Origin of the sequence: Bacteroides sp. 1001302B_160321_D4 (assembly GCF_015667765.1) — a bacterium.
Classification (GTDB): domain Bacteria; phylum Bacteroidota; class Bacteroidia; order Bacteroidales; family Bacteroidaceae; genus Bacteroides; species Bacteroides xylanisolvens.
In genome coordinates, this window is record NZ_JADPLO010000038.1 from 1 (window position 1) to 13,427 (window position 13,427).

Annotated in this window: 14 protein-coding genes; all 14 read right to left on the reverse strand. The window is 37.9% G+C overall.

What is annotated here, in order from left to right; translation table 11 throughout:
- Nucleotides 1–233: 233 nt before the first annotated feature.
- Nucleotides 234–806, reverse strand: coding sequence for a dTDP-4-dehydrorhamnose 3,5-epimerase (gene rfbC, locus KFO40_RS15015; RefSeq protein WP_061448649.1), 573 nt, complete (start codon nt 804–806; stop codon nt 234–236).
- Nucleotides 807–811: 5 nt separating this feature from the next.
- Complete coding sequence (locus KFO40_RS15020; RefSeq protein ID WP_074637047.1) at nt 812–1,930, reverse strand: dTDP-glucose 4,6-dehydratase; 1,119 nt, start codon at nt 1,928–1,930, stop codon at nt 812–814.
- Complete coding sequence (gene rfbA, locus KFO40_RS15025) at nt 1,927–2,829, reverse strand: glucose-1-phosphate thymidylyltransferase RfbA (protein ID WP_118219934.1); 903 nt, start codon at nt 2,827–2,829, stop codon at nt 1,927–1,929. The genes KFO40_RS15020 and rfbA overlap by 4 nt, the downstream gene beginning before the upstream one ends.
- A 13-nt stretch (nt 2,830–2,842) precedes the next feature.
- The gene (locus KFO40_RS15030) at nt 2,843–3,559 is read right to left on the reverse strand and encodes a WecB/TagA/CpsF family glycosyltransferase (RefSeq protein ID WP_118219933.1); all 717 of its coding nucleotides are present in this window, start codon (nt 3,557–3,559) and stop codon (nt 2,843–2,845) included.
- A gap of 21 nt (nt 3,560–3,580) precedes the next feature.
- Entirely contained in the window at nt 3,581–4,135 is a 555-nt protein-coding gene (locus tag KFO40_RS25900) for a glycosyltransferase family 4 protein (RefSeq protein ID WP_081015853.1), read from the reverse strand.
- A gap of 5 nt (nt 4,136–4,140) precedes the next feature.
- On the reverse strand, nt 4,141–4,656 hold the full coding sequence (locus KFO40_RS25905) for a hypothetical protein (RefSeq protein WP_118219931.1): 516 nt from the start codon (nt 4,654–4,656) through the stop codon (nt 4,141–4,143).
- A gap of 2 nt (nt 4,657–4,658) precedes the next feature.
- Entirely contained in the window at nt 4,659–5,561 is a 903-nt protein-coding gene (locus KFO40_RS15045) for a hypothetical protein (protein ID WP_248005592.1), read from the reverse strand.
- 12 nt (nt 5,562–5,573) lie between these two features.
- Nucleotides 5,574–6,665, reverse strand: coding sequence for an MBOAT family O-acyltransferase (locus tag KFO40_RS15050; protein WP_259327397.1), 1,092 nt, complete (start codon nt 6,663–6,665; stop codon nt 5,574–5,576).
- 358 nt (nt 6,666–7,023) lie between these two features.
- Nucleotides 7,024–7,977, reverse strand: a complete 954-nt coding sequence (locus KFO40_RS15055) for a glycosyltransferase family 2 protein (RefSeq protein WP_118219929.1) — start codon at nt 7,975–7,977, stop codon at nt 7,024–7,026.
- A complete protein-coding gene (locus KFO40_RS15060; protein ID WP_118219928.1) occupies nt 7,977–9,110 on the reverse strand; it encodes a polysaccharide pyruvyl transferase family protein in 1,134 nt (377 codons plus the stop codon). Before KFO40_RS15060 ends, KFO40_RS15055 begins: the two co-directional genes overlap by 1 nt.
- Before the next feature lie 11 nt (nt 9,111–9,121).
- Nucleotides 9,122–10,006, reverse strand: coding sequence for a glycosyltransferase family 2 protein (locus tag KFO40_RS15065; RefSeq protein ID WP_211146525.1), 885 nt, complete (start codon nt 10,004–10,006; stop codon nt 9,122–9,124).
- Nucleotides 9,996–11,183, reverse strand: coding sequence for a glycosyltransferase family 4 protein (locus KFO40_RS15070; RefSeq protein WP_118219926.1), 1,188 nt, complete (start codon nt 11,181–11,183; stop codon nt 9,996–9,998). The genes KFO40_RS15065 and KFO40_RS15070 overlap by 11 nt, the downstream gene beginning before the upstream one ends.
- Nucleotides 11,161–12,303 carry an O-antigen ligase family protein gene (locus tag KFO40_RS15075; RefSeq protein WP_211146526.1) on the reverse strand — a complete coding sequence of 381 codons (1,143 nt, stop codon included), beginning with the start codon at nt 12,301–12,303 and terminating at the stop codon, nt 11,161–11,163. Before KFO40_RS15075 ends, KFO40_RS15070 begins: the two co-directional genes overlap by 23 nt.
- Before the next feature lie 62 nt (nt 12,304–12,365).
- Nucleotides 12,366–13,427: an acyltransferase family protein gene (locus KFO40_RS15080; protein ID WP_147393840.1), complete on the reverse strand. Its 1,062-nt coding sequence runs from the start codon at nt 13,425–13,427 to the stop codon at nt 12,366–12,368.

Sequence of the window (13,427 nt, forward strand, 5' to 3'; positions counted from 1 at the left end):
TACAAAACTAGAAATCTGAATATTATTTTTAATCAACAAGCATACTATTAAAAAACAATATATCAACGATCTTCACAGACAGTTGATATATTTAGAATACATATCAGCATTTTGCTAATATGAGGGGGACAGTTCAGGAATATACCGCTGTATTTTTCCCAACCTGCAAAATGTAGGGGATTCATGTGTGTAGCATGAAGTTAGGGACCTACATGTATCGTTATTATTATATGCTATTTATATAAATCCTCTCCATACAGAAATGGAGATTCAAAATCTTTCAATAGTGGATGCTTAGTGTCCTTCTCACTTAAGATAGCCTTACCAGTAGGAATTTTCCAACAAATGCCAAGTGATTCATCTAATATACTGATACCTCCATCATGTTGTGGAGCATAAAAGTTATCACATTTATATTGAAACACTGCCGTTTCACTCAATACAGCAAAACCATGAGCAAAACCACGAGGAATAAAGAATTGACGATGATTCTCCTCTGTCAATTCTACCGCTACATGCTGACCATAGGTAGGCGAACCTTTGCGGATATCAACAGCCACATCCAGCACTGCACCCTTTACGCAACGTACTAACTTACTTTGGCTGTAAGGCATAGTTTGAAAATGTAGTCCCCTCATCACTCCATACGAGGACATACTTTCATTATCTTGTACAAACTTAATGGGACGTACCTTTTCGTCAAACTCCCTTTGCGAGAACGATTCGAAAAAATACCCCCTGTCATCCTTAAAAAGACGTGGTTCAATGATTACCACCCCTTCAATATTTGTCTTAACAACTTCCATACAGATTATCTATTCTTATACATATCCTCGTAATAGCTCTCATAGGCACCACTGGTGATATTATCCATCCACTCTTGATTATCCAGATACCACTGCACCGTCTTCTCAATACCCTCTTCAAACTGCAGACTAGGCTCCCAGCCCAATTCATTCTTCAGTTTCGTAGAGTCAATGGCATAGCGTAAGTCGTGTCCCATACGGTCCATTACATAAGTAATCAGTTCCTCGCTGTGGCCTTCAGGGTTACCTAGTAATCGGTCCACAGTCTTAATAATCACATGGATAATGTCTATGTTCTTCCACTCGTTAAAGCCGCCGATGTTATATGTATCCGCTACCTTACCCTTATGAAAAATCACATCTATGGCCCTTGCATGATCTACCACGTAGAGCCAGTCGCGCACATTCTCTCCCTTGCCATATACTGGTAACGGTTTGCGGTGGCGAATATTGTTAATAAACAGCGGAATCAGCTTTTCGGGAAACTGATAAGGTCCATAGTTGTTCGAACAGTTTGTCACAATAGTCGGCATACCGTAAGTATCATGAAAAGCGCGTACAAAGTGATCACTACCCGCTTTCGAAGCCGAATAGGGTGAGTGTGGATTATACTTTGTTGTCTCTTTGAAGAACTCATCGCCATATACTTCGTGTGCAGATATATCCGAAGACTTGCCTTCCGGGTGCGTCAATTCCAATGCTCCATACACCTCATCAGTTGAAATATGATAGAAGCGCTTACCCTCATAGCCTTCCGGAAGATACTCCCAAGTTAACCTGGCAGCTTGTAATAAAGAGAGAGTTCCAAGAACATTAGTACGAGCAAAAGTAAACGGATCCCTGATACTACGATCCACATGACTTTCGGCAGCTAAATGAATGACCCCATCTATATGATACTGTTTAAAAATCTTCAGCATCATCTCAAAGTCACAAATATCCGCTTTTACAAAAGTGTAGTTTGGTTTATTCTCTACATCTTTTAAGTTAGCCAGATTTCCCGCATAAGTCAACTTGTCCAGATTGATAATATGGTAATCGGGATACTTGTTCACAAACAAACGTACCACATGGCTGCCTATAAATCCGGCTCCACCGGTAATGATAATATTTCTTTTATTCATAAATTACTCTTTCCTGTACGTTCCACTTCCTCTACTACCTGCAACAAATACTGCCCATATTGATTCTTCAGCATCGGTTGGGCCAACTCACGCATCTTGTTAGCATCAATCCAACCTTGTCTAAACGCTATACCTTCCAGACAAGCAACTTTCAGTCCCTGTCGTTTTTCAATCACCTCAATAAAGGTCGATGCTTCACTCAACGAGTCGTGTGTCCCCGTATCCAACCAAGCGAAGCCACGTCCCAGTGTCTGTACTTTCAACTCATTATCCTCCAGAAATCGCTGGTTCACAGTGGTAATCTCCAATTCCCCACGAGCTGACGGTTTAATGTGCTTCGCTACATCTACCACCTTATTAGGATAGAAATAAAGCCCCACTACCGCATAATTCGATTTTGGCTGTACAGGTTTTTCCTCAATGCTTAGGCAATTACCCTCGTCATCAAACTCCGCCACACCATAGCGTTCCGGCTCACTTACCCAATAACCAAACACAGTAGCTTTCCGCTCCTTTTCTGCCATGTACACCGCCTCTTTCAACATGGTACTAAAGCCATTACCATGAAAGATATTATCACCTAATACCAAACAGACCGAATCACTGCCAATAAAATTCTCACCAATGATAAAGGCCTGTGCCAATCCATCAGGTGACGGTTGTTCTGCATATTCAAACCTCACGCCATAATCACTACCATCACCCAGCAAGCGCTTAAATCCCGGCAAGTCATGTGGAGTAGAGATAATCAATATCTCACGAATACCCGCCAACATCAAAACCGAAATTGGATAATAAATCATCGGTTTATCAAAAATAGGAATCAGCTGTTTGCTAATGCCTTTGGTAATAGGATACAAACGCGTACCGCTACCACCAGCTAAAACAATACCTTTCATGTCATTGTATAATCTATATCTCTTTACAAATATTCCACAAGAACAACACATTACCAATCAAGTACCTACGCCACATTCGCTTAGGTTCTTTTATCAATCGGTAGAGCCATTCCAACGAATGTTGTTGCCACCATAATGGAGCCCGTTCAGTAGTACCTGCGTAAAAGTCAAACACCGCCCCTACGGTACCCACATGACAATGAATATTCAATTTTTGCCAATTGCTGTAAATCCATTTCTCCTGCTTAGGAGCTGTCATACCAATCCACAACAGATCTGGATTTGCCTCATTAACAGCCGCCACAATAGCTACATTATCTTCCTGTGAAAATTCTGGTTTATAAGGAGGTGAATAAGTCACCACTTCCAAGTTCGGATAATCCACTGCTGCCCGTTGTTTAATCAATGCCAAAACATTCTCCGAGCTACCCATAAACATACATCGCCCTCCTTTTTCATTAAGGCGATTCATCTCAAGAACAAAGAGATCCCAACCTGCTATTCGTTCCCGCGGTTGGCTTTGCATCTTTAGCCATTTACAAACTTTTACAATACTTGCTCCGTCAGGGATAAGTACATCTCCTTTTATTAGCGCCTCGGCAAAAAGCGAATCCTTTAGTGCAGTGTTGTATGAGTGCGCATTTATGGTATTTATTAAGAGCTTACCCTGCGGCAATGTTTTTAATTGGTCTACACTCTCTACAATAGGAAGTTCTTTCAACTTGATCATATGAATATCTACTCTAAAATATTATACCAATTTCTTAAGAATGTCACACATACGTTCCTCAAAACGTTGCAGCGTGAACTCACATTCAAATTTCATCCTACCTTTGCGCCCCATCTCACGACACAGATCACGATGTTCCATACAATAAGCCACTTTCTCGGCCAAAGCCAATGCATCCTTCATGGGAACAATATATCCTGTCTCACCTTCATCAATAATATCCACTATTCCCCCTTCATGACTAGCAATGCAAGCCACACCATGTTGCATTGCTTCCAGCAAAACCAAAGGGAAACACTCATTGTAAGTAGGAAGTATAAAAAGGTCTGCCTGCATCCAGTACATCTCCTTATCATTGCCATACTTCGCACCATGTGCTACCACTACATCCTCTAATCTATGCTTCTGCAAATAGGCGGCAAACTCCTCCTCGCCAATATCACTCCATTTTCCTACGAAATTGCACACAAAGTCATATCCTCTATCTTTCAAGATATGGCACGCATCTAGTAGCGTCCACACTCCTTTCTCCAACATCATGTTCGAGAGAAAGAAAATATTAAACCTGCTATCCATCATCATTAGTTTATATCAGGAATACCATTCGGACAAATCAGTACATTCTGCCTATCCACATATTTCCTCACATCCTCATAAAGTGCTTCGGATAGTAATATCACCTTCACCCCTTTAAAAAGCCGTGGGTATATCCACTTATTAGGCCAGTGGTCTTGAAATGTCCTCACTCCCTGATTATGAAAATGGATCACCACCTTACACCCCATTCCCTTCAACATTTGTACAATAACAAATTCTTTATAGAGTGCAATTCCGTGCGAATTTGGCGTAACATATACCAACTGTGTTTTTATCTGTTTCACCATTTTACGTATAGATTTCAGCATTTCCAAAAACGAAATCAGCTTCTTCAGTCCCACTTTGCCGATATCCTTAATATCCTTGGCTGTGGCCAGATTGATATAATGACAATCGAAAGTCTCATTTATCATTTTACTATCATGAATATATTTCCCCATCATGGCCGCACCATGTACAGGCGGTGGCATGTGGAGAATAAAAAGAATGGATGGTTTCATTATTAATTGAAATTATTTTTGAGTAGATGTGCTATCTCACGACTGAATTTATCTGCACCTGTAGAATTTAAATGGTCTATGGTATGAAACAATTTCTGATTATCATAAACAGCTTGATTCAAGAAAGAATAATAAGGTATATTATTTCGCTTGCATAGCGAGTCAGTAATAACTAATGACTTCGTCTCCACCACATCGGCATACATAGGTGAAGTCACCATGGTTAACATTATTTGCTTTGTTTTACACACCTCTATAATATACTCCATCGCTTCCACCTTACGGCTATCAATTGTCACACTATTTGTATATTCCTTTTTCTCTTCTTTCAAAAATCCCTCTAAAGGCTGAAAACCATTTGTATGAAAAACTCCGCGATCCTTCAAATTCTTCACCATTTTGAAGAATTTTGAGTTATAAGGATAGATGGCTGACCAACATTTGTATTTTTCCCAAGGACTTTTTATACTAATCACCTTCTGCCATGAAGCATGATGTTGATAAGGCAACAATCCTGATAAGCGATCATAATCCCCTTCCCCTACCGTCATGTCATAAGGTGTCACCTCTAATATAATCGCCTTCGGTGTATATCTATCCAATATTAGGTCCAACTGTGCCCGTTGATACACCAAGAAACAACCGCTACGTCCTGCATTGTAGCAACTTATGCCCAACGAGTCCTGTAATATCTCTGGATTATAATGATTACGAGCACGAGATGACCCCAGTATAACCAAATCTGCCGTCTGTTTATCAAGCGCTTTAGTCGTATAATAAAAATCCTCTCCTTTTTGATTAAAATACATCCATTTCAAGCCATAACCGACTCCTCTATCCGTCATTAGCAACAGGACAAACAGCAACAATGCTTTACTCATATATTTCATGCCTAGTTTACCCATATACATTATCGTTTAAAATTGGAAGTAGATAAATTGTCCACCATCAAACACCCCTATACTTAAAATCATCACCGATAAAGCGACATACGAAACAAAGCGGATAAATATCGAACGATTTTCTAATAGTAGGTGTCTTCCATTTCTTTCTTCAAACACATCACAAACTATCAGTACACTTATACCCATCAAACTATAGAGCAATACAGAGAGGTCCGGTTTATATAATCCTCCTGTAGGTATCACTATCTTACTAATAGTCAGTAACGCATCCCCTAACGTCTGTGCCTTGAAAAAAATCCACGCTAGCATCATCAGTACAAAAGTTACCAATATATTGAAAGCCTTTAGCCATCTATTTCCCTTCTCCAATCTACAATACAAGCGTACTCGTTCTTTGACAGGTTTCATTACATTCCCTATCACTTGAAAGAGACCGTTCAATCCACCCCAAATCACGAAAGTCCAACTAGCTCCATGCCACAATCCACTCACTAAGAAAGTAATCATTAGATTTATCCTTGTACGCCATTTACTACAACGACTCCCTCCCAAAGGTATGTAAAGGTAGTCCCTAAACCAAGTAGAAAGCGAAATGTGCCACCTACGCCAAAAATCCTGTACACTAGTAGCCATGTAAGGTCGTTCAAAGTTTACTATCAAACGAAATCCCATGATACGTGCACAGCCTAGAGCAATAAAGGAATATCCTGCAAAGTCACAATAAATCTGAAAAGTGAAGAGTATAGCCGCTACTAATATCGACATTCCTGTGTGGTGCGCAATATTACCAAACACAGCATCTGTATAAAGTGCTAATCTATCCGCTACCACAACCTTCATGAAGTACCCCCACAGCATCCAACGTAGCCCCTTCGTTATATCTTCTCTATTAAAATAATGCTCCGTTTTGAACTGTGGAAACAACTCCTTGGCTCTCCCAATAGGACCTGCTGCAATCTGTGGAAAAAAAGAGATGAACAACGCATATGTACCAAAGTTATTCTCTGGTACAATCTTCTGCCTGTATACATCTATCACATAGCCACATGCCTGGAAAGTATAAAATGAAATACCTACTGGCAACAGTAACTCTATATGTGCCACCTCCATGCGGATACCAATCAGTGAGAGTAGACTCCAAACAGAATCGTTAAAAAAATTGAGATACTTAAAAACAAATAATCCTGAAAAGCAAAGTAGTAGTGTACTTGTCAAGGCGCTTCTTCCTCTCTTATTGTCTTGGCAACTTACATACTTATGGATCATCTGTGCACCAAAATAGCTTACTAAGGTTACAAATGCTAGGAATAGACCATATGTAGGGTTCCAATTCATATAGAAGAAATAGCTCACTATAAGCAAATACCATCGTCTTACCTTATGCGGCAAGACAAAAAAGACCACTGCTACTATTGGAAAAAATAGTAGAAACACAAAACTATTGTAAAGCATAAATTAGAGTTTACTTTCTATTATATTCTCTATACTGTAGGCATTTAGCTAACATCCACCATGTTATTGGCGTATATTTAGCTAGATTCATCAACCTACCAATGGGATCTTTTAGGAAATACATGCCATATTTTAATGCTTCATTGCGGCTTAATCCCAACCTACCAGATAATAGTTGACAGTAGGTAAGATTGCGTGAGATACGTCCACGAGCTCTTAGAAAACCAAGAGGCAATGTAACAGGCAAACGCTTTATAATACGTTGCTCCCAATCAACAATATTCGGAGCATTATTCCAACGTATCATCATCTTATTGAGCCATCCCTGAGTACGAGCCACATCAACACCATCACTTACAAAAAGAATTTCAGGAATGAATCCCCATTTACCATATGTCGCCACCATTCCCCAAAACTCTAAATCTTCAGTAATACGCAAATCTTTACGCATACCACCAATGTCCACGATAACTTCCTTGCGAATCACTACACTACCCGTACAAACATGCATATTGTCCGCCCAAAACGAGAAAAAGTCATCCAATATAAATGGCTTTTTATATTGCGCATAACAAATAGGAACTATAGATGAGCCAGAAACTGTTAGGTGACACTGAGCCACATTCACAGCCACACAATCAAGATGCTTATCAAGGAACGCAACTGTCTTCTCTATAAAACCTTGCTCCCAATAATCATCCGCATCTAAATAAGCACAATAGCGACCTTTTGATAATTCCACCCCTTTGTTACGAGCCGCTGATGGTCCCGCATTCTGTTGTTGATACAATACAATATTTTTTTCAGGTCTAGCTTTAATAACCTCTACCGAATTATCCGTACTGCCATCATCCACCAATATCACCTCATAGGAATATAATGTAGTTTGATTGAAAATAGAGTCCAAACAACGCTCCAATAAAGGTACAGCATTATAAACAGGAATTACAATTGAAATATCCATTATAAACTCTCCTTGCTACATTTCATTAATAGATTATCAATGAAAGCCTTAGACTTCACCAATTCAGTCTCTTTAATACTATTTATATATGAAAAATTGAAAAGATAATCATAAGCTGCCTCCCACTCTTTCTGTGAAGTAAGGATACAATCGTTTAGTCCAAAAAGTGTCATCAAACTTTGCATGCGCGAATTTACCTTATGTCGGTGGCGATTGAACACAAATACCGGCTTATTGAAAAGTATTGAAAATGCAGTGCCATGAAATGAATTGGAGATAAATGCCTTACAATGATATATCATTGATACAAATTCCTTCGGACCGGCTTTCATTAAATTCTTATCAGCATACAACAATGGATATGTATCAGCTATTGCGTAAATTTTCAGATTATGTCTACGAGCATACTCTTTTGCAAACAACTTCAATTCTTGGTTACCCTCAAAATCATAAATCAATAGATAATCTTCTGTAGAAGCAGTAGGCGCCATCATTTCCTTCCATTGTTCCGCTGAAAGCAAAAACACAGGATCTAGCACCCATGTTCCTTCTATCTCCATATCTTTCAGTATTGCCAAACCATGTACCTCACGTACTGAAACTGCATCAAAAGTATCAAGCGAAGTCTTGATACGAGCTTTGTTTTCCGAATCGATATCCAAATAAGAAAAACTTGCTGCATACGAAGCCTTATATCCTTTCTTTACAAAGTCAAGATAAAAAACAGGATCACGACCTGCTTCATAAAACACATTCCAGACTTGATCACTGCCTACCAAATACAAATCCGCTTGCGGAGGATTCTGACAAATAGCGTCACAAGAAGTATATTTTGTGGCAGTTTCCTTCAATACTTGATGATTAAATTCATCAAATACTTTTTTTCTCCCCATAGTCGTTTTTCTTTGCAAATATTTCATAATACGATAGACAAAACGCGTCAATGCATGCTTACTCAACTTTGATTCCGGGTTCACCCATTTATAATCATACTTACGAGTTAAGTAATCGGGCTGATAGTTAATAATTTCCACCTGATGTCCTAAATTTATAAGATATTGCTGCAAAGCATAAGCTTGCAATGATGCTCCATAATTATAAACATCATAAGTCGTTAGTGTATTAATTTTCATCTAACTTTAAGTTACATTTTATATAGTATGTTATGGATAAAATAAGAAAATTGGTACAGCCAAAGAATAGGTGTAGAAATATGTTTATATTTACGATAATACAAAATTTGGCTATTCAAAAGTAATCGTCGTTTTTGCTTTGAAAAAGTACCACTACTACCACCTTCATAATGAAGTACCTCTACAGCAGGGTCAAAATAGACTTTGTAACCTACACTTACTAATCGTTCTGCCAATATAACTTCTTCGAAATATAAAAAAGTAACATTATCAAACATTCCAGCCTTCTTAAAGGCTTCTGCTTTTACCATCATAAATGCCCCACACACCCAATAAGTATAATGAGCATTAAGTCTTAATGACGTAGTAGGGATATTTATATTTTTCTTCTTTCGAAGAAAAGGAAATAAGTTCCACCCTATAGTACGATAAGGTGACACATAGCGATCGTGTGGTGATTGGTCACATTTGTCAAGTCCTAAGATACGAGGACCTATACATCCCATCTCATTATTTTCTGAAAGTTTGTGTGCTAGATAATCCAAAATGTTACTTTGCCTTATCTCAATATCATCATTAGAGAACAAATAATAAGCAAAATTTCCAATTCTCTCCAGAAAGTTAACGCCTAAATTATTTCCCTTAGCATATCCCAAGTTTTCCTGACTCCATATAAGATATCTTTGTTTTGTTTCATCCAGCCTTTTACATGGATCATCTACAAAAGTTAATTCACATTGAGTCGCTAACTCTATACTATCATACAAAGTAGCCGCTACGTTTACCACTACAACAGTATATGATGTAGATAATTTAGAGAGTTGCTCTTTAATATAATTTCTTGTACCTTTAGGGTTATGATAGGAGACAATGATAACCCCTATTTTATTTTCCATATTTCTTCCTATGATTAATAGCAATGTAGCAAGCATCCATGATACTTTGTGCAGCGCGTTCAGGTGTATAATGCGATACAATCTCACGTGACACTTCACCCATCTGCTTTAGATCGGCTGAATGCTTCACTATCTCTTGTAATGTCCTCACTATACTATCTTTATCTAAAGGGTCGAATACCCATCCATTTTCAGGATGCACCAATTCCGGATGACAACCATTATACTTTGATGTAGCTATTGGCAAATTACACGCCATAGCCTCTGGTACCACCAAACTCCAATTATCCTCTAGGGTAGGAATAATAAAACAGTCTGCCGCTTTATAATAAGGAGCTATCAAGTCATAATCCACTGCACCAACTAACACTACATCAGGAATATTTTTAACCGTAATCAATTGCTCAATTTCACCCATTTGTGCACCTTTTCCTACATAGACTAATGTGACATCACTCTCTTCCATCTCCTTGAGAGAGCACCAAGCCTCTATAAGTTCTTTAACTCCCTTTCGAGGAATCAATTGCCCTACGAATAATATCATGGTGTTTTTGCAGCCTAACATAGCTCGAAGAGTTGAAACAACATCATCAGACGTTTCAGCCACAGCTTTACTCAATCCAACCACATCAGCTACCATATGCCCATGAGTCAATCTATTTTTCGGATAACCAATCTCTGCAAGATACTCTTCTGTCTGCACACCATTACAATCAATAGCATCAATCCAATGAGACACAAACTTACGATAAGCAGTACGTAATTTGCCTGCATTCCGTTCTGTATGCTTCGTACGTTCATAGCACATCACATGTGGTACTCCCTTTAAAAATCGTGTAACAAGAGCAGCATAAGTCCATTGCATAAATCCGTCAGACACCAGCACATCAGGTTTTGTTTGCATTACCTGTTTGATAAGACCTGGACTAAGAGGAATACGGATGCTGGAGTTAGCTTTTGAAGCATTATCCACCTTAGGTCTATTACCGATCCGCAGTTCCCTTTCACGTGCAATAGCTCGTTCTCCCAACACCTTCTTTAATTTATCCTGTGTGCGTTGCGGGGGAATATCTTTATAATATATCACTGTGAGTTGATGACCAGACATTTCATCAAGAGCCTTAAAAACCGGTATGCGATAATCAAGAAAGCTCCTAGTAACCCATGTTATCTTCATATTTTTTAATTTTTATAAAAGCAAAAGCGATTAATGCATATACAGTAGGTGCTACATAGTTCCAGTCAGAACCTATGGCAGGAAAAGCATTACAATTAACGATAGTAGCTACCATAGCAGGTAAGAGAATAAGAGCATATCTATTGGTAGATAGATAACGATAAACCTTTAAAAACCATCTAAATAAGAAGTTCATAAATATCACCATGCCCACAATGCCAGTATTAACCAATACTGATATAAAAGAGTTGTGAGCAGAAATGACTGCAAGACCAATATACTCTACAATACGACGCTCCCCCACAATAAGACCATTACCCATAAGTGGATTTTCGTCCCATAATTTAAAAGCAGCCTCCCAAATAGCTTTTCGCCCCGAACCATTTTCAATTTTTTCCATGGAACGTCCTGGAAAAAGAAGTTCAAATATAAAATCCTGAAAGTAAGAATAGATAAAATACAAAATAATACATATAAAAACAACAATACCTACATTCATCCCCCTCTTATATTGAGATGACATCAAAATGACTAAACCGATAATAAATGAAATATAAGAAGCCGAACTGGTACCTATAACCAACATAAAGGCATTGTAAAAGATAAGAAATTTCATCTCTTTAAAAGAAAAGATCTTATGTTTTACAGCACTCAACAATAGCAATAAAGCTATCATAGAAACCATAGTATAGGCATTAGTATGAAAGTAACTAAATCCAAACTTTATGATCTTATTCATCATCTCCATCGCCGTACTTGCAGTAGCCAATAACACAATATACAAAAGAGCCTGTTTCAGGCTACGGATATAATAAATGGTTAAACTTACTATTATAAAACTGCATAATACCTCAACTCCTTTAAATAAAATTGTACTTACACTCCCCGCCCATAAAAAGCTAAGAGTAGCAAAAATATAATATGCCAAAAACGGGAACACCTTCGATGAGAACCGACTTATTTTAGATGAGTTCTGAACAATCATAATCATCGACATCGAAATGCCTAAAAGAGCCAAAGAAGTCCCACTATCTACAGTTGTCGCATAATTACCTACTTCACGTGCCACGTTAAAGAGAGTTTTGCGTGCAATAAAAATAAAAGTAATCAAGGTTAGCATCCACACTTTCTTAGGATACAACCTATAAATCTGTTTTAACGTCATTATAAACTGATTAAAAATCAAGTACGAAATCTGCCTACTTTAGAGATTACTAAATGCAAGCCCTTAGACAAAACTATAGGTATAATTGTGCCCGACAATACATAAAAAATCATCCACGCACTAACATCGAATGAAATGAAAGGGAAGTCTGCTATTTTCCTTAAAGGATATCCATAAAACCAACATTGAAACAGATTCACTAGTTTAAAACTTAAAAAATGTAGCAACATAATACTAAAACTATACTCACCACATATAGCTATCCACTTCCCCATTTTATAATTCTCTAACATTTTAGCCAATAAATATACCATTATAGCTCCAGCCATTCCAATAAACAAAACAAGAAGAGGATTCTCTTCATTGATTCTATCCGGCTGCAAACGTCCATAAACACCCCATTGTGTTAAGAGAAGTATCAGTACAACAAACAGCACGAATAAGACTGCATTTTTTACTTTTATTAAGATTCTTGGTAATAGCTTACCAAATAGATAACCTTCGAAAAATATACCCGAAATAATCATATACTGCCAAATACAATATGGACTTTTTAGATGAAACAGATATAAGCATGCACTACCAATAAAGACTATCAGCGCAAATACCGCAGATTGTTTCGCCAATAAAGAAATTTTCCATCTTGATATAGATGCAACTTTAAATCCCGCCAGCCCAATGATTGATACCATAAACATAGCTGGGCAAAACCACATAGCCCCCATCAATTGTTCATGGGATACCATCCTTATAGTTGTATCGAATACTTCTTTCTTGAATTGTGACATCGTCAATTCAGTGCCGTAAATATTTAATTGATAGAATAGATTGTGCAATAATAGACAAACTATCCCGGCAACGACAAATGGAACGTAGAGTCGTTTCAACTTTTTCCGAATAAAAATCATCGGTGTAACCGTATATTTCTCCTTGAAAAAGAAACCTGCCACAAAAAAGAATACTGCCAAATGATATTGATTAACAAAAACTTCTATTGCAGGAATAGGAGTACAATGACCTGCTACTACACTAACAATGGCAACACCTTTCATTATAGAAAAAACAGAATTGTTCAACAC